Origin of the sequence: Clostridium hydrogenum (genome assembly GCF_021432385.1) — a bacterium.
Classification (GTDB): Bacteria; Bacillota; Clostridia; order Clostridiales; family Clostridiaceae; genus Clostridium_S; species Clostridium_S hydrogenum.
Window position 1 is genome coordinate 2301253 of record NZ_JAEACT010000002.1, and the last position, 18741, is coordinate 2319993.

At 33.0% G+C, this 18741-nt stretch carries 13 protein-coding genes; 3 read left to right on the top strand and 10 right to left on the bottom strand.

Annotated elements, in window-relative coordinates:
- Positions 1 to 63 precede the first annotated feature (63 nt).
- Together cooS and nifJ are read left to right on the top strand one after the other, a co-directional pair.
- Positions 64 to 1983 (top strand): anaerobic carbon-monoxide dehydrogenase catalytic subunit, encoded by a 1920-nt coding sequence (cooS, locus tag CUEA01_RS10390; RefSeq protein WP_234121565.1) that lies wholly within the window; start codon positions 64 to 66, stop codon positions 1981 to 1983.
- 22 nt (positions 1984 to 2005) lie between these two features.
- Positions 2006 to 5542, top strand: coding sequence for a pyruvate:ferredoxin (flavodoxin) oxidoreductase (gene nifJ / locus CUEA01_RS10395; protein WP_234121566.1), 3537 nt, complete (start codon positions 2006 to 2008; stop codon positions 5540 to 5542).
- A 642-nt stretch (positions 5543 to 6184) separates the two neighbouring features.
- Here nifJ and CUEA01_RS10400 read toward each other — a convergent pair.
- Positions 6185 to 6352, bottom strand: coding sequence for a CDIF630_02480 family spore surface protein (locus CUEA01_RS10400; RefSeq protein WP_234121567.1), 168 nt, complete (start codon positions 6350 to 6352; stop codon positions 6185 to 6187).
- 306 nt (positions 6353 to 6658) lie between these two features.
- Here CUEA01_RS10400 and CUEA01_RS10405 point away from each other — a divergent pair, with 306 nt between their 5' ends.
- Positions 6659 to 9616 carry a CIA30 family protein gene (locus tag CUEA01_RS10405; RefSeq protein WP_234121568.1) on the top strand — a complete coding sequence of 986 codons (2958 nt, stop codon included), beginning with the start codon at positions 6659 to 6661 and terminating at the stop codon, positions 9614 to 9616.
- Between the two features lie 457 nt (positions 9617 to 10073).
- Here CUEA01_RS10405 and CUEA01_RS10410 read toward each other — a convergent pair whose 3' ends face one another.
- From CUEA01_RS10410 to CUEA01_RS10450, 9 genes are all read right to left on the bottom strand, one after another.
- Positions 10074 to 10910, bottom strand: coding sequence for an aminoglycoside 6-adenylyltransferase (locus CUEA01_RS10410; RefSeq protein WP_234121569.1), 837 nt, complete (start codon positions 10908 to 10910; stop codon positions 10074 to 10076).
- Positions 10911 to 11072: 162 nt separating this feature from the next.
- Positions 11073 to 11942, bottom strand: a complete 870-nt coding sequence (locus CUEA01_RS10415; protein WP_234122165.1) for a radical SAM protein — start codon at positions 11940 to 11942, stop codon at positions 11073 to 11075.
- A gap of 54 nt (positions 11943 to 11996) precedes the next feature.
- A complete protein-coding gene (locus CUEA01_RS10420; protein ID WP_234121570.1) occupies positions 11997 to 12425 on the bottom strand; it encodes a hypothetical protein in 429 nt (142 codons plus the stop codon).
- 49 nt (positions 12426 to 12474) lie between these two features.
- The gene (locus CUEA01_RS10425) at positions 12475 to 12846 is read right to left on the bottom strand and encodes a carboxymuconolactone decarboxylase family protein (RefSeq protein WP_234121571.1); all 372 of its coding nucleotides are present in this window, start codon (positions 12844 to 12846) and stop codon (positions 12475 to 12477) included.
- 176 nt (positions 12847 to 13022) lie between these two features.
- On the bottom strand, positions 13023 to 13619 hold the full coding sequence (locus CUEA01_RS10430; protein ID WP_234121572.1) for a manganese efflux pump: 597 nt from the start codon (positions 13617 to 13619) through the stop codon (positions 13023 to 13025).
- Positions 13620 to 14327: 708 nt separating this feature from the next.
- Positions 14328 to 15011: a YjgB family protein gene (locus tag CUEA01_RS10435; RefSeq protein ID WP_234121573.1), complete on the bottom strand. Its 684-nt coding sequence runs from the start codon at positions 15009 to 15011 to the stop codon at positions 14328 to 14330.
- 71 nt (positions 15012 to 15082) lie between these two features.
- Positions 15083 to 15832, bottom strand: coding sequence for an HAD family hydrolase (locus tag CUEA01_RS10440; protein WP_234121574.1), 750 nt, complete (start codon positions 15830 to 15832; stop codon positions 15083 to 15085).
- Positions 15825 to 17300, bottom strand: coding sequence for a CehA/McbA family metallohydrolase (locus CUEA01_RS10445; protein ID WP_234121575.1), 1476 nt, complete (start codon positions 17298 to 17300; stop codon positions 15825 to 15827). Before CUEA01_RS10445 ends, CUEA01_RS10440 begins: the two co-directional genes overlap by 8 nt.
- A gap of 113 nt (positions 17301 to 17413) precedes the next feature.
- Positions 17414 to 18727 carry an ABC transporter substrate-binding protein gene (locus CUEA01_RS10450; protein WP_234121576.1) on the bottom strand — a complete coding sequence of 438 codons (1314 nt, stop codon included), beginning with the start codon at positions 18725 to 18727 and terminating at the stop codon, positions 17414 to 17416.
- Positions 18728 to 18741: the final 14 nt, after the last annotated feature.

An 18741-nucleotide genomic window follows, 5' to 3' on the forward strand; every position in this document is an offset into this window, starting at 1 on the left:
ATAGTTGAGCCGGTATATCTATATATGAATAATAATTAACAAAATTAAGGAGTGAGTTTTCTTATGAGTGAAAGTACATTAGAAAAATTTAAAGGGAGGGTAAGCTATCACGATTCTGTAGAAGAAATGCTAAAAAGAATAAGAGCTGACGGAATGTCAAACGCCTTTGATAGATATGTTTCTCAAGACAAAATAAGATGTAAATTTTGCCTTGAAGGTTTAAGCTGCCAGCTTTGCTCAAACGGGCCTTGTAGAATAAGCGAAAAAACAGGTCAGGAAAAAGGAGTTTGTGGAATAGGTCCAGATGCTATGGCAATGAGAAACTTCCTTCTTAAAAACATAATGGGTGCTGGTACCTATAGCCATCATGCTTACGAAGCCTTCAGAACACTAAAAGCAACAGCTGAAGGTAAAACCCCATTTACAATTACAGATTCAAATAAACTTAAATGGATGTGCGAGAAAGTTGGCATAGACACCAATCAGGAAATTAACGATATGGCAGTTGAACTTGCCATGTTTCTTGAAGATCAACAGAAAATTGATAATGAGAAAGACAATGTAATGGTAGAAGCTTTTGCCCCAACAAAAAGAAAAGAAGCTTGGAAAAAATTAAATATATATCCTGCTGGAACTGTACATGAAGAACAAAACTGTGTTGCAAGCTGCCTTACAAATGTAGATGGAAGCCATGTATCCTTGGCAATGAAAGCCCTAAGGCTTGGAATTGCTACAATATACAACACTCAAATAGGTCTTGAAATGGTTCAAGATATACTTTTTGGAACTCCAACACCACATGAAGTTAATATGGACCTTGGAATCATGGATCCAAACTATGTAAATATAGTATTTAATGGACACCAACCTTGGGTAGGAGTTGCAACAATATTAAAGGCAAAGAAAGCTGAAATTCAAGATAAGGCAAAAAAGGCAGGGGCTAAGGGTATCCGAATTGTAGGTTCAATAGAAACAGGTCAAGAACTTCTACAAAGATTTCCAATTGACGATGTTTTTGTGGGTCACATGGGTAATTGGCTATCCATAGAACCATTGCTTGCAACTGGAACAGTAGATGTCTTTGCTATGGAAGAGAACTGTTCGCCTCCAGCTATTGATATGTATGCAGAAAAATATCAAGTTACTTTAGTTTCTGTAAGCACAATAATTGATTTGCCTGGGATTAAATACAAATTTCCATATAATCCAAGTGACGTTGATTTTACAGCAGATAAACTTATTGATCTTGGCATTGAAAACTTTAAGAAACGAAAAGAACGAAATATTGAAGCTGTAGTTCCAAAGAAAATTCAAAAGGCGGTAGCTGGTTTTTCCACAGAAGCAGTCCTTGGAGCACTTGGAAATAAACTTGATCCCCTAGTGGATGTAATATCACAAGGTAAAATTAAAGGTGTTGTAGCACTTGCCAATTGCTCAACTTTAAGAAATGGTCCTCAAGACTGGGTAACAATAAATCTAACAAAAGAACTTATAAAAAAAGACATTTTAGTTGTTGCTGGAGGATGTGGAAACCATGCTCTTGAAGTTGCTGGTCTTTGTACAATTGATGCCGCAAATACTATGGCTGGTGAAGGTCTAAAAGAAATATGTAACGCCCTTAAAATTCCACCAGTACTCAGCTTTGGAACCTGTACTGATACAGGAAGAATTTCTATGCTTGTCACAGCTCTTGCTGAACACTTAAAAGTAGATGTTCCTGATCTTCCTATAGCTGTTACTGCACCAGAATGGATGGAGCAAAAAGCCACAATTGATGGTATATTTGCTCTTGCTTATGGAACCTATACTCATCTTTCCCCTACCCCTTTTATGACAGGTGCACCGCAGCTTGTTGATCTTTTAACCAATAAAGCTGAAGATGTAACTGGTGGAAAAATAGCTTTAGGGGATGATCCAGTAGAAGTTGCAAATAATATTGAAGCTCATATTATGAGTAAAAGACAAAAACTAGGTTTGAGCTAAATTTAAGGAGGAATTATAAAGTATGGCAAAAAAATTAAAAACAATGGATGGAAATGAAGCTGCTGCATACGCTTCATATGCGTTTACAGATGTGGCAGCAATTTATCCTATAACACCATCTACTCCAATGGCTGAGCTTGTGGATAGCTGGTCTTCTCATGGTAAAAAAAATATATTTGGTCAGCCAGTTAAAATTGTTGAAATGCAATCTGAAGCTGGTGCCGCTGGAACTGTTCACGGTTCTCTTGTTGCAGGTGCACTTACAACTACATATACTGCATCTCAAGGTTTACTTCTTATGATACCTAATATGTATAAAATAGCAGGTGAAATGCTCCCAGGTGTACTTCATGTAACTGCCCGTGCTATTGCAACTCATGCACTATCAATCTTTGGTGATCATCAAGATGTTATGGCTACAAGGCAGACTGGTTTTGCACTTTTAGCTTCTTCAAGTGTTCAAGAAGTTATGGATTTAGCAAATGTGGCTCATTTATCCGCTATTAAAGCTCAATTGCCATTTTTGCATTTTTTCGATGGTTTTAGAACATCTCATGAATATCAAAAAATTGAAGTTATTGATTATGCTGATGTAGCAAAATTAGTTGATTATGAAGCAATACGAAAATTTAGGGATAGAGCTCTTAATCCTGAACACCCTTCTGTTAGAGGTACTGCTCAAAACCCAGATATATACTTCCAACAAAAAGAAGGTTCAAATAAATTCTATGATGCCATTCCAAACATTGTAGAAAATTACATGAGAGAAATAGAAAAAATCACTGGAAGAGTATATCATCCATTTGATTATATTGGAGATTCTAATGCAGAGGAAATAATAGTTGCTATGGGCTCTGTTTGCGATACTATTGAAGAAACTGTAGATTATTTAAGGCAAAAAGGTGAAAAGGTAGGAGTTCTAAAAGTACATTTATATAGACCATTTTCTCCTGACTATTTCTTTAAATACCTTCCTACTACTGTTAAAAAAATTGCCGTATTAGATAGAACAAAGGAACCAGGTTCTGTAGGAGAGCCGCTTTACTTGGATGTAGTCAATGTATTTTATAATAATTCAAACAAACCTATTATAGTTGGTGGTAGATACGGTTTAGGTTCAAAAGATACAACACCATCACAAATCCTCGCAGTATTCAAAAATCTTAAAAATGATAATCCGAAAAATAGATTCACCATCGGAATTGTTGATGATGTTACAAATACCTCTTTACCTGAAGAAGCTATAGTCGACACTTCACCAGCAGGAACAAAGAGATGTAAATTTTATGGCTTAGGCTCTGACGGTACAGTTGGTGCCAATAAAAGTGCTGTTAAAATAATAGGTGATAATACAAATATGTACTGTCAGGCTTATTTCTCCTATGACAGCAAGAAATCAGGTGGAAGTACAGTATCACATTTAAGATTTGGCGATAAATTAATAAAATCTCCTTACCTAATTACTGAAGCAGACTACATTGCTTGCCACAACAAAACCTTTATTTACAATATAAATGTTTTAAAAGGATTAAAGAAAAATGGAACTTTTGTACTAAACTGTCCTTGGAGCGATCAAGAATTGGAAGAAAAACTTCCTGCAGCAATGAAAAAATATATAGCTGAAAACAACATTGAATTTTATACAGTAGATGCAATTTCAATAGCGCAGCAGCTAGGTCTCGGCTCTAGAATAAATATGATAATGCAATCTGCCTTCTTTAAACTAGCAAATATAATACCCGTAGATAAAGCTGTCCAATATCTAAAAGACTCAGTAGAATACACCTATGGTAAAAAAGGTGAAAAGATAGTAAATGCAAACAAAGCTGCCATAGATGCTGGTGTAAATTCGGCTCATAAGGTTACAATTCCAGAAGCTTGGAAAAACGCCAAAGATGAATATACTCAAGTTAAAGAACTTCCTGATTTTATTAAAAGAATTGAGAGACCTATGGCAAGACATGAAGGTGACGAACTTCCTGTTAGCGCATTTAATGGTATGGAAGATGGAAGATTCCCTCTTGGTGTAACTGCTTATGAAAAACGTGGAATTGCAGTTAATATTCCTGAATGGCAAATTGATAAATGTATTCAATGTAACCAATGTTCTTTTGTTTGTCCTCACGGTGTAATAAGAGCTTGTCTATTAAATGAAAAAGAAAAAGAAAAGGCTCCAGAAAAGTTTATGACTAAAACACCTGTAGGTAAAGAACTTACTAGTTACCACTATCGTATTCAAATAAGTCCACTTGACTGCACTGGATGTGGAAACTGTGCTGATATATGTCCTGCTCCTGGCAAAGCTTTAATAATGAAACCCGCTCAAGAGGAAATTGAGGAGCAAGCAGAAAACTTTGAATATGCATTAAAAATAATACCTAAAGAAGGACTTATGAGTCTTCATACCGTAAAGGGCAGCCAATTTGCAAGACCTTTACTAGAATTCAACGGTGCTTGCCCTGGCTGTGGTGAAACTCCTTATATAAAATTATTAACGCAACTTTATGGTGATAGGATGATGATAGCTAATGCTACAGGCTGTTCATCAATTTGGGGAGGAAGTGCACCTGCAATAGCATATACTACAAACAACTGTGGCAAAGGTCCTGCTTGGGGTAATTCACTCTTTGAAGATAATGCTGAATATGGCTATGGAATGTTTTTAGCTGTAAAACAAATGAGAGAAAAACTTTATGAGTTAATGACTCAAGGACTAAATGCTGCCGATATTAAACCAGAGCTTAAAGAAGCCTTTAAAGAATGGTTAGATGGATTTGATGATGCAGATGCTTCTAAAAAAGCTTCAGCACGAATACTCGAATTATTGCAAAAGGAAAATTATGCTCAAAACAATATTTTAAATGAAATATTCACTAAAAAGGATTATTTAGTTAAAAAATCTCACTGGTTAATCGGTGGTGATGGTTGGGCATACGATATAGGCTTTGGCGGATTAGATCAAGTTCTTTCTTTGGGTGATGATGTAAACATATTTGTTATGGATACAGAAATTTACTCAAATACTGGAGGTCAATCTTCAAAATCAACTCCTACAGGAGCAGTTGCAAAATTTGCTTCAGCTGGTAAAAAAACAGGAAAGAAAAAACTTGGCTTAATGGCTATGACTTATGGAAATGTTTATGTAGCTCAAATATCCTTAGGTTCAAATATGAATCACGCTGTTAAAGCTATAACAGAAGCAGAAGCTTATAAAGGTCCATCTCTTATAATTGCCTATGCCCCTTGCATAAGTCATGGTATTAAAACTGGAATGGGAACTAGTATAGCCGAGGAAAAGAAAGCAGTAGAAGCTGGATATTGGCATTTGTATAGATATAATCCTCTATTAAAATTAGAAGGCAAAAATCCATTTGTACTTGATTCTAAAGAACCTTCTAGCTCATATACTGATTTCATCAATGGAGAAATTCGTTACTCTTCATTAAAGACATTATTCCCAGAAGCAGCTGATGAAGCCTTTAAGAATTCTGAAATTAATGCTAAGGAAAGGTATGATTTATACAAAAAACTATCAGAAATACAAATCAATGCGAAGTAAGTGTAGTGCAAAATCAATAACATAGGGCAGATGCATTAAAATAATGTGGTATACAAATATCTTGAAATCTTAAATAAAATTAATAAAACTAAGTGGCAAGTTTTCAAAAAATTCCCCACTAAGTTTTATACAATTTTATTTAAAATATTTCTTCGACACTCGTATACCACATCATTTTTTTTATGTACCTATCCAATGTTATTTTGATAATTTCACTACATCTTTATTTCTGTTCAATGTTTAAATAAGTTGATCAGCTAATATATCAATTATCATCTTTTAGCACATTTTCCAGTAAAAATTTAAAGCTTATCTACTATCCCAAAATTTCGTAGGCACACTAATATTCTTGATTAATTTATGTCTTTGAAATGGAACTCTAGGAAATTAATAATATAGGTTCAAGAATCTTAATGGGCTTACGCCCAAACCTCTGCCTTAAACCACTGTAATTGGGAAGTAAGAGCGTTTTGGAACGATTTAAATAACAGCTTATAAATCTTAGAGGAATATTCTCAAAAGGCTTAGAACTTTCAATTTGTCTGAACGATAGTGAGTTATTGAAAGTTCTTAGGATTTTGAGAATATTCCTCTTAGATTTATTGCTGCTATTTAATGTTCCAGAATGCTCTTACTTCCCAATTATTTTTCATTAGAATCTACATAGTCTTTTGCATTTTTTGTTTCAAATTCACTTGGTATAGATACCTTTGAAACTGGCTTTTCTTTTTCAATATTTGCCCATGCTGCAGTATCATGTTTTTCTATTGGTATTTCCTGAAACTTGTCTTTTAATCTATCGTTTTCCATAACCATTCCTCCTTTCATATTGTATTATTTTCAATTCAGTATAAATGTATTAGTATTCCACAAAATTTTAAAATTGAAGCAATTGAATATTTTTCATATTATAGCTTAACATTCTAAACAAGTTATACTAGCAGTGGTTTTATGTAAAGTTTTAACTTCTGAAAATATGTTAAGAAATACTAAAAAGTGTTATATCAATAAAATCAATATCAATTTATAATTTGCTTGTTAGTGTAATTATGGCACACCATGTATTTTATGGTATATATACTCTAACTATATTTATATATTGAAATGGGGGATAATATGAATAGGAAAAAATTACTTTCTTTAACTGTAACCTGCGCATTTGTACTTACAACTATAAGTCCAAATTTAAACCTTCTAGTTAAAGCAGCAGACAACACAGAAACTGTCATTTACGACAATGATTTTGAGAGTTCTTCAAATTTGCCTGTAGGAAAATCAGCAAATGATCTTGTTAAAAATGTAAACGTTAGCACAGCAGTAGGCTATGATGTTAAGTTTAATTCTAGCTCAACTTGGGATGATAAAGTTGAAATGGATTTGAATTATGAATACACAAAGCCTATAAATCCCGGAGCAAAATTGAAAATGGATTTAATACTCCCTGCAAACAGCACCTATACTGGTTCAATTAAGGTTGCCGGTATAACTAAAATGGGTTCTGGTTGGACTTGGACTCAAAGCAATACAATACCAGAAGTAAAAATAGGTGATTTTACCCCAAGCAATGGTTATTTAGTTAAAACTGTAGAAATTCCTTTTGGAGATGAAATTACCACTAACACAGGTTTGCATCAAATAATTTTTAAACTTGCGGGATATCAATGTAATTATAGTGGTAAACTTTATATTGATAATGTAGAATTAATTGATGGTGCAGAAGCTACTAATGTTAATACTTATGTAGATAAAACTGTTCAACCTGCAAAACAGACAAAGGTTGATCCTAGTTTATTAAATATTCCTTCAACAGTTGATTTAGTAGATTCAAATGCTACAAGTAAAACAGCTTCACTTTATGCTTACTTAAAAGGCATTGGTGATTCAAATTATGTTATATATGGTCATCAAAATGACACACATCATAAAGCATTTTTGCAAAATAGCGGAACTGATTCTGACACAAAAGATATGACAGGCTCTATTGCTGGAGTTTGCGGTATAGATGGTCTTTCACTTACCGGTGCAGAACTTTCTCTTCCACAGGGACAAACCGATTTAGTTTCCGCCGCTGCAAACGTTTCAATAAACGCAGCAAAGGAAGGAGCACTTGTAACTTTATCTGCTCATATGCCTAACTTTGATTTAGTTGCAAAAAAAGGATTAGTTAATGGAAAATATGATTATTCTGGCTACTCTCCAAATGTAACTAGCGGAAATGTGGTTCAAAGGATTTTACCTGGTGGAGATTTAAATAAAGTTTACACTGGATATCTCGATATGATTGCAAATTACGGCAGCAAGCTTCAAGATCAAGGTGTCTCGGTTTTATTCAGGCCTTTCCATGAAAACAACGGAAGCTGGTTCTGGTGGGGTGCTGCCTATTGCGACGCTTCAGCTTATAAAGATTTATATAGATATACTGTAGAATACTTACGTGATATAAAAAATATTCACAACTTTCTATATGTATATTCACCAAATGGACCTTTCCAAGATGAAGCTTCTTATTTAGATCGTTATCCTGGTGATAATTATGTAGATATTCTTGGTTTTGATATGTATGATGACAATCCTACAGCCGGTGACAATACTTGGCTTAACTCCTTTAAAAGTACTATGGGTGTAATAGATAACATAGCTAAAAAGCACAATAAACTTTCTGCTGTATCAGAGGTAGGTATACGTGATACCCCTACTATGAATGGAATGAAGGTTTCTGGCAACTCAACACCTGATTGGTTTAATGACATACTTAACTCAATATCTGGAACTAATATGTCCTATTTCATGACTTGGGCAAACTTTAGTGAAAAAGATGGTTTCTTTGAGCCTTACATGGTAAGCGACACTAAAGGTCAAGAAATGATTAACAATTTTATTGACTTCTATAATAAAGAAAATTCAGTATTTGCTGATGGTATAGGCAATTACAGCAAAATATCAGTAACAAATGCAAAAGCTACTACAACAGGATATATTACTTCGCCTACGTCAGGTTCAAGATTACTTAACGCTTCAACCTTAACAGCAAGCATTGAAAATAATGATAATAAGGATGTAAATTTCGTCATAAAAGATAGCAATGGAAACGTAAAGAGTACTATAAAAGCTCAAAAAGGTGATGGTAATACTTATATTGCACAACTTACAGACAGTATATTAAAAACTATTGATCCAACCTATGGTACTATTGAATTAAATATAGGAGGACAGACTTACGATACAATTAATGCCTTGATTAATATACCAGAAGAAAAAGTTGATCCAGCAGCCGTAGATAACTTTGAAACTTATTATGGAAATAATGATTTATTAAAAACAAATTGGACAACTAATGCTGGTCCAAACTGCAGTATTTCTCCAGCTTTAAGTACAGACCCTTCACAGCATAATAACGGCAAGTATGGTCTTGCTTTTAACTATACTATTTCTGGCACTTCATCTTCTGAAGGCTGGGCTGGTATTACTAAAAAAGAAAATGTAGATTGGTCTAAATATGATGCCCTACAATTATGGATTAAACCAGATGGGAAAGGTCAAAAATTAGTAATTCAAATTACTTCAAACGGAGAAGATTTTGAAGTACATCTTCCTGAATTTGCTGCTACAACTAAAGCACAGCTTTTAACTTTACCCTTCAGTCAATTTGTAGGAAAAAATAAAGGTACGTTTGATCCTTCAAAAATAACAAGTATTGGCTTATGGTGCAATACTATAGTTCCTCAAGGTAGTAAAGATATTAAAGTAACTTCTACAATGTATTTTGATGATATTAAAGCAGTAAATACTAAGGATGCCTCAAATACAACTGGAACTACTACTGGTCAAAACGAGAACGCAACTAAAGGTAATAGTTCAACTCAAAATAATGGAACAACTACTTCCACTAAAGTAAGTACTAGCAATACTTCACCAGCTGCTGCCTCAACTACAACTACAGCAAAAGCAGACGTATTGCCAAAAACAGGTTCACCTATTGATGGATTTGTAGCTACTGTATTTGGAACGCTTATGGCTATAACCGGTGCAGCCTTCGTTGCTCTATCAAAAAGAAAATTCTTTATAAGAAAGTAATTTTTAGTAAGGAAATTTGGCTGTTAAATTATTGCGAAGTAAGAGCATTCTGGAACATTAAATAGCAGCAATAAATCTAAGAGTAATAAGCTGTTATTTAAATCGTTTCAAAACGCTCTTACTTCCCAATTACAGTGGTTTAAGGAAAGAACACATACCAGAGGCTTGGGCGTAAGCCCATTAAGATTCTTGAACCTATATTATTAATCTCTAGTGCTACATTTCAAATATATAAATTAATCAAAAATATTAGTGTGCCTACGAAATTTTGGAATAAAAACAGAAACTGTTGCAATTGTATAAACAATAAAAATAAGTTGTAAGATTTTTCGTAGTGAAACGGAGGAAAATCATCCTTCTTTGTACTCTGTACCTTATACTTTGTACTTTGGAAAATGGTTCGTAATATTTAAAAATTATATATTAAATAATTATTAACACAGCATATTTTCCTACGTTAAGAAAGCTCCTGCAATTTTTTTAAGTATTTAGTTACATTTTTATCATCTTCTACTGGATAATCATATCCTAAGTTTTCTGCAACTTTTGGGCCAACAATACTAATTAACTTGCAAGCTGCCAAAAGTGACCTCCACGTTTCCTCATAATCACAGCTTGAATATGTCTTTTCCATTAGAGACCATAACTCACTAGGCAAATATTTCTCGAACCATTTGCCAAGTTTACCCGGATTTACACTCCAATTATTGTTTGCACCAATATACCAAGCTACCACTGTAATAATCTCTTCTCTCACTACTGCATCAAACATATATTTTGTATAACTTAATTCTTTACGGCAAATTCCCTTAGCAACATTAGTAGCACACCACCAAAAATTATTTATTGTTTCATCGTATTGCTTTTTAGATGGCTTTCGTGTTACATAATAACTTTCATTTGAAGAATCAAATTTAGGTATTTTGTTATCCTTATCTAGAAGAAGTACCTTCAAGCTATCTTTATATTTAAGACTAATATGTTCTACAGGAAAGAAAGTAAGATCAATCCTCACTCCATCTTTAAAAAGCATAAGAAAAATATAAGATTTCACATTTTCTTCATAAAAATCATTTTGCTGCATTATTATAAGTTCTCCCAATTTTTCAATCCAAGCTTGATTTCTTAAAAAATACTCTGGATCTGTTACAGCAAATATAACATCATAATCACGATATTTGTCCTTTGGTGCATTGGAATTTACCCTTGAACCATTCCAAATTACTGCTCTAACCATATCATTATTTTCTGCAAAATTTAAAATTTCATAAATAACCTGTTTTTCATTTCTCATTAATATTGCCTCCCAAAATCACTTTTTAAGTTTAATATATTAAAATATAAAAAGTTTGGTGGAGGTCGTGGTCAATGTCACAAACCATATATTATAGATAAAATTGTCATATGACTATCTCCCTTTTAAAAATTTAACATGCATTTTATTATAACATATTTTTTATAACCTTCTAAAATCTTCTGGTTTATAGTTGTACTTTCCTTTAAGCACATCATCAATTAATCTAATTATTTTATCCTTATCTTCAGGCAAAGTACCGCCTATGGGAACGTAATTTGAAGCATGATTACTCCTAAAAATACAGTTAGATACATTTATATTTTTTATAAGTTCTCTCATTTCAAGCATAGCTTCATCTGGACTTAAAACTTCAAAATTTCCTAAACTTACTGCTTCATACATTTCAGTATTAGGTTCAACCATCAATGTTAAAGTTCCCAAATAATCAGGCTCTATGGCATTTATAACTTTTGCAGATTCAACTGCATTTTCTAGCAATTTGCCTTTTCCACCTATTCCTGAAATGAGTGTAGCTGATAGCTTAATTCCACTTGCTTTAACTTTTTTACCAGCCTCAATTATCTCACTAGACTTAACTCCCTTATTTATGGACTTTAATATTGAATCACTTCCACTTTCTATTCCCATATACAACATTTTAAGTCCAAGCTCCTTTAATATGGCAATCTCTTCTTTAGATTTTCTTAAAATATCCTTGGGAGCAGCGTAAGCTGATACCTTTTCACATTCTGGAAATAATTCTTTTATTTTTTCTAAAATACTCTTAAGCTGCTCGAAGGGAAGCACAAAAGCATCACCATCCGCTAAGAATATCTTATTTACGTATTTATAAAGCTTCCTTGCTTCATACAAATCCTTATATACTTCTTCAATATTTTTTATTCTAAATTTTTTATCCTTGTACATACTGCAAAAACTGCATTTGTTATGTGCACAACCTACAGTAACTTGAATTATAAGACTATACGCTTCACTTGGTGGTCTATAAATTGTACCTTCGTAGTTTATCATAATATAAAATTACCAACTTTCATATGTAAATTTTAACTTTCAACTGCTTTTCTATGGTTCTTCATACTTATCTATAATACACCATTTACCGTTTACCTTTTTAACCGTAAATTTTATTGGTATATTCCACGAGCCACCAACTTCCTTATTTTGTGAATCTTTTATGCTTACAGAATAAGTCATTTTCACATACACCGTATCAAGTGTTTTACTTTGAGAATTTTCCTTAAGCTTAAAATCTACTTTAAAAGGTTTTTTATAGTTTTCATCATTCACATTATAAACCTTATACACATTTATGCGATTAAACACATCTTCTGATATATACCCTGACAATTTATTTGAATATCCCTTATCCGTAGTAAATGACTCCTTTACTACATTATAAATATCAACATAGTGATTCTGATTTTTCCAAGCTATAAATAGAATTGCACACATCAAACACAAAATTAAACAAACTATTTTGCTCTTTTTCATAACAACACCCCATATTCTAATTTTATATTTTATTTTGGGCTATGATAATCTATTTTTTAATTTCTTGCGCTTTCTTTTCTGCTTCCTCTATAACTTCTACTCCTACTTTACACAAAACATTAATCCCCTTAACAACAGTAACAATCATAAAAGCCTCTACTAATTCTTCCATAGTCAAGCCTGCTTCTATAGCTGCCACAGCATGTGCTTTTGCTCCACTTACTTCATCATCTAAACTATCTAATATTGTAAAAATTAACTCTCTTGTTTTTTTAGGCAAATGCCCATTTTCTATTGACTCACGCATTACTAAATAACCTTTTAAACCATTCTTAGAATATTTAGATAAAGCCTCAGCAAAAGGTGGATTCCATTTTAATTCATTCTTATAATAATTAAGTATATCTTCTAAATCCCTCATGTCTAACCCTCCTCCATATAAAAACAATTATTCTATAATTTAACTACAAACTATATTATAACATAATCATCTCAATTTAAATATGAATTAAGGAAAGCTATTTCTAGCTTTCCTTAAACATTGATATATTATTTTTATTCTATGCTAATTATTGGTGTAATACTACCTAATTCGTATTATGATAGTACTTGATACAAAGCAACTGCTAATAAAACAATACCTGGTATCATAGATATCTTTCCATTAATTTTTTTTGAAAATCCTTTAAGTGCCAAAAAATTACCACCTAAAAGAGCAATTACTTCTGCTACTTCCAACAAACATACAGTTAAAACAATTGGAAAACCTGCTACAGCTAAACCTAGGGCTTGGGCAAAATCATCGACCCCTAATCCAAAACCTACTACATAATTTTCAAAGAACCCTATTTTTCTTTGACTATCAGAAGAAAAAGGTGGATTCTTTAAGAATTTAGAATAATCATCCTTCTGCTTCCAGCCATTATAAAGCATTTTACAACCTACAGCTCCAAGTATAATCGCACTTATCCATGCAGTTACATAATCTGGCATAGTAGTAAATATGAACTTTCCTACAAGCATTATACCGTAAGTGGAGGTTGCAGAACCCAAAACCATTATCATAAGCGACTTAAAAGGTAGACGCGTCTTAAAAAGACCATAGGCAACACCAACCGAAAAATCATCAGCACTCAGTGTTAATGCCAAGATAAGGATTGAAAAAAATATTATTAAAAATTTAACAATCCCCATAAATAACATCTCCTTATTAAAGATATACCAATTTATTTTGATAGTTCAATTGGTATAACTACAATTCCTCACTTTACATCTTTTGTTTTTAGAGATAACCCTCTTGAAGTTTCAAGTTGGTTACCCATAATATACTATGAAAATACCGATAAAATGGTGTTAAAATATTTAATGCCAAACTTTAAACAAAAGTACAGAGTACAGAGTACAATTAAGGTTGATTTACCTTCCTCTCGTCAGGTAAATCTTAAAACTTAGGTATTGTCAGCTCCGCTGAGCACCGTATATAGTGCTATTACATGAACACCCAAAAATAAGTTTTAAGATTTTCTGCAGCAAAGCGAAAGAAAATCCTCCTTAACTGTACTTTGTACTCTGTACTCTAAATAATGGTTTGCATTTTTTAATTACGCCTAAAACAATTCTTTTAGGCTATGTCTTAAATAAGTGTTGTTTTCACACTTATTTAAGACATAGCTTCCTTTAGTATTTCGGCTATTTTTAAAAGAATGTTGATATGATGTGTTGACTTTTATGGACTCTTAGGATTGCTCGTTTATAATTTGCGTAATTTTGACTAGGACGGTCAAAGCCATTTAGGCATCAGGATGATGCATCTAAATGGGTAGCAAATTATAAACGAGCAATTCTTAGAGTCCATTAACGTCATAAGCTCATATCAACATTCTTTTAAAAATCTTTGCTGAACTACCACTGTCTTCCTGGATCACTTGCCATAGAATTAGCAGTAGCTGCTGGATATAAAACAGAATAATGGCTCATAAATGGATTTGGTGTGCTTTTTGTAGGTTCTGGAAACACAAATAAAATTTTAAATTCCTTGCTTATAACATAACCTATTATTTCTTCCCCACCAGTAGTTACATCATGCTGTGGAGTTCCAAACTTTTCCTTTACCATTGAAAGAGATATTTTATTTAATCTGCTATCAAGGGATCTAACTTCAAAAACTCGCCCGCCCTTATTGGAACCAAAAACCACATTAAGTTTTGAGTATGTTGAATACATTCCCTTTGCACTTGTTACCCAATTTGAACTATCTGCTTTTCCTAAAGTATCCTCCATAGTGTAAATATTTGAAGTCTTAACAGCATAATCACTATTAATAATCTTTCCATCTGCCGCAAGTGTTTTAATATTTTCAAGAAGTTCGTCTTGTGAAGTAGTATCTTGCGCTACATTACTTTCAGAATCACTGTTTTGGGTTGTATTGCTTGAAGTATTTTTATTTGAATCTACATTTTCACTCTGATTTTTAGTATTATTTGCATCCTTGTTAGAAGTTTTGTTCTGACTTGAACATCCTACAATGAAAAATAAGGAAAAAATAACCGCAACCTTAGCAATTGTTTTTTTGTTAAATAAACGCATAATATATTCCCTCCTTGCAAATTGTATGAATATATATTACACTTTTAATTTATGTTTAGCAATACCAATTGTCACTCAAGGCTACCATTACCCATAAACAATTCACTATTATTTAAAATTTCATTTACATTTTCATATACAAAATCAGCCATTCCTGAAAGTTCAGCTTCTGTTCCAACACCACTTAATACTCCTATAGTAACGCCAGCTTTACCATTTTTACCAAACTTCATATCTACTAAAGTATCACCAACTACTGCAACTTCTTCTGGTTCTAGTCCATATTGCTTATAAAATTGGTGCAAAACTGTTGGATTTGGTTTTGCGGAATTTTCTACATCTCCCGTTCGTATAAAATCAAAATATTGCATTATTTGAAGATTTTTAAGACAATGTACTGTTGATACCATATTATCTGAAGTTACAAGTCCAATTATTATATTATTACTTTTAAGTTTACTAAATAATTCTGTAAGTTTTCCCGTTGCAACTATGCTAACTTCATTATCTTCAACAAATTTACTTAACCTATGCGAAATAGTTTCTTCTAACTTAGGAAGTGAAACTGCTACATTATTTATACTTAGGACCTCATAAAATGCACTTGCCATATCCCCTACAGTACCAGAAGCTAATATACCATCAGTTTCAATCTCATTTTCTTTTACACCTATACTTTCAAGAAACTGTTTTTTTAATTTTCTATTTCCATATGCAGTAGCTATATATTCAGCCAAAAACTCCGCTGCCGGAAGCCATATCGAATTAAAATCCAAAAGAGTTCCATCCTTGTCAAATATTATGCCGCGTATCTTATTCAAATTCTACTCCTCCTGAAGCCTTTAACAATTGTCCAAAGGTATTTATTTTATGATTTTTAAAGCCTTTATAAATTGGATTTGCAAAAGCTAGTAAATTTCCATAACAATCCCTAATCTCAAATCTAAACCATGAATATTCTTCGCCTTTCCAAGAAAATTCGTATTCGCTCACTATATTTTTCACTAGCTTGCCTTTATGCTGTACCGTACCATCCTTTATCCACAATACCTCACAATTAGAATCGCCTTCCATTATGGTCAATTTATACTTTATAGTCTTTTCTTCGGTTGAAACTAATTTTGTCATATCACTGCCTGGACAAAAATTGCTGCCACACACCTCTATATCTATTTTTAAAGTTAGCCCCCTTGATACGTAAACCCTTCCACCTTTAACAGCTTCCATAATATCTTCTGCCCTTAAAGAATCTGCAAGCACAAAAGTAGCAGGATCTCCGATTATTGACGGCATTTTGCTATTTTCATATGTTTCCGTTGGAAGATTATGCGCATCACTTCCACCAATGCCCCATATTTTATAGCCATCATTCCACATAGTATTCCAAAGCTTAAGAGCTGCTTCTGTAGCCTTAGGAGCATTGCCCTTAAAGGTTGGATCATTTAAAACCTCAACTGTGGTGAAATTACTAAGCAAAGTATCTTTGTAAAGCCATGCCCAAGGCGTTAACGCAGGATGATTCATAGAACATAGTGCTCCGCTAGCTTTAAACTCACTTAAAAGACCATTCATTCCCCCTTCTGTTGTCATAGCCCCTTCTCTTGTGAAATCCACCCATTTTTTTGCACCTAATGCATTAAAATGTCCTTTAAAAGATGTAATTTCAATACCAGGTATTACAAGCACTTCACTTTCAGGAAAGCCTGTCTGAATTATATTATGATCCGTTATCACAAAGAAATCTAAATTTTGTTTTTTGGCTACTTCCATTAGTTCTGAAGGTGATAATTTTCCATCAGATACATTTGTATGAGTGTGAAAATCCCCTTTATACCATTTTTTTAGTTTGCACTTTGCCTCTTCATTATAATCATTAATAATAAGTTCCATATTCCTATCGTACTTTACCCATGACTTTCCCATAGGCTCAAAATCTCTCTCTAAAAACAATTCCTCATTACCCAAAGACACATCAATGCTATACTCATTTTCTTCATCTATATTTGCACTTATTACTTTTAGCTTCCATTTCCCCTCATTAATTATCCCTGGTACAACTGAACTGCTGCAAAATTTTTCATTATCGCTTATAACAATATTTTGAGGGGACTTTCCATACAGATATTGAAGTCTTAATACATTATTTGAATCCCAAAGTAAAATTTGAACCCAAGCTGCTTTACTAAGTTTTATATTTAATTTCATCCAATTATATTCTTTATCAATATTAAAGCTATTTTCTATATTATCATTTTCTAAATATCCTATAATACTATATGAAAGTCCCATTTTTTATCTCCTTATAGATAAACCAGTTCAACTACCCAAATCAATTTGCATCATAATGCCCAGAAACCGTCATTTTGATACAAATTAATTTTGAAGTTTCAAGTGGTTTATTTTTATTTACTTACATCATCTAAAGCTTGCTGTGCTTCTGTTTCTGCCGCTTTTAAGGCTGTATCAGCAGGTACATTTTCTATTTCAACTTTATCGGCAGCTTTCTTTAAAGCATCTGTTATTTTACCGCCTGTAGGATCAATAAAAGGTGCTGAGGCTGTTTCTGCTTGTTTTAGTGGAACATTTATCTGTGGATGTGTCTTTGCAAATTCTTTAAATGTAGAATCATCTCTAGCTGATTTTCTTACAGCTATATATCCTGTTTTCATTGACCAATCTGCAGTATTTTTAGAATTAGTAAAGAACTCCATCCATTTAAATGCGGCTTCTTGCTTATCTCCAGAGGTAACTGCCGGCACACACATAACTTGTGCTAATGCAACTGGTGCTGCCTTATGATCTTTAAAACCTGGTTGAACATGAGCTGCTATTTTGTTAAAATCTAAATCTCCTTGGTCTCCACTTGAACCTATATAGCCTGCTGCTCTATCCTTCATAACATCATCTATAGTATCATACCAATACTGCCAGCCTTGTCCACCTGAATGAATTCTCATATTCTTATCTTGAAAAATTCCCTTTCTAACCATATCCCAAGTATCTACCCACTCTTTTGTGTCTATCGTAACCTTTTTACCATCTTTACTTAATATTTGTCCACCTTTGCTAAGTGCCATGTCTACAAGATTGTCCGCTCCATACATAGGTTCCCATCCATATACAGATGTATTACCGCCACTTTTTTGTGTAAGCTTTGGCAATGCTTCAGTAAGATCTTCCCAATTATTTAACACATCCTCTGAAACTCCAGCTTTCTGAAACATGTCTTTTCTATAATACATAACTTGAGTTGTACCATACATAGGTATACTATATTGTTTTCCTTTAATTTTTCCTTCATTATAAAATGCAGATATGAAATCACTAGAATTAAAGCTTTTATCATCAGAAATATATTTATCCAAAGGAGCAAGTACATTTTTATTTGCTAATGCAGTCATTTGGTCAGGTTGTAAAAGTACTACATCAGGAGCCTTTTTTGCAGAAATTGCCGCTTGAAGTGCAGTATAGGTTTCATCGTAGCTTCCTTGTGCAATTCCCTTTACTACTACATCTTTTTGAGAAGCATTAAATTTCTTAATTGCAGTTTGAACATTTTGACCAAGTTTTCCACCTAGTCCATACCAAAATTCTATTTGAACTGGGCCATTCTTCTTTGTGGTTCCACTTGAACCTGCACATCCTGATAATACAGATACTAATGACATTGATGCTAAAAAAATAGCTATAACTTTTTTACTTTTAAAATTAAACATAATTTCCTCCTAAA

Bases quoted from the DNA above. Each gene is read 5' to 3' on its own strand.
- cooS (WP_234121565.1), top strand. From the start codon at position 64: ATGAGTGAAAGTACATTAGAAAAATTTAAAGGGAGGGTAAGCTATCAC.
- nifJ (WP_234121566.1), top strand. From the start codon at position 2,006: ATGGCAAAAAAATTAAAAACAATGGATGGAAATGAAGCTGCTGCATAC.
- CUEA01_RS10400 (WP_234121567.1), bottom strand. From the start codon at position 6,352: ATGGAAAACGATAGATTAAAAGACAAGTTTCAGGAAATACCAATAGAA.
- CUEA01_RS10405 (WP_234121568.1), top strand. From the start codon at position 6,659: ATGAATAGGAAAAAATTACTTTCTTTAACTGTAACCTGCGCATTTGTA.
- CUEA01_RS10410 (WP_234121569.1), bottom strand. From the start codon at position 10,910: ATGAGAAATGAAAAACAGGTTATTTATGAAATTTTAAATTTTGCAGAA.
- CUEA01_RS10420 (WP_234121570.1), bottom strand. From the start codon at position 12,425: ATGAAAAAGAGCAAAATAGTTTGTTTAATTTTGTGTTTGATGTGTGCA.
- CUEA01_RS10425 (WP_234121571.1), bottom strand. From the start codon at position 12,846: ATGAGGGATTTAGAAGATATACTTAATTATTATAAGAATGAATTAAAA.
- CUEA01_RS10430 (WP_234121572.1), bottom strand. From the start codon at position 13,619: ATGGGGATTGTTAAATTTTTAATAATATTTTTTTCAATCCTTATCTTG.
- CUEA01_RS10435 (WP_234121573.1), bottom strand. From the start codon at position 15,011: ATGCGTTTATTTAACAAAAAAACAATTGCTAAGGTTGCGGTTATTTTT.
- CUEA01_RS10445 (WP_234121575.1), bottom strand. From the start codon at position 17,300: ATGGGACTTTCATATAGTATTATAGGATATTTAGAAAATGATAATATA.
- CUEA01_RS10450 (WP_234121576.1), bottom strand. From the start codon at position 18,727: ATGTTTAATTTTAAAAGTAAAAAAGTTATAGCTATTTTTTTAGCATCA.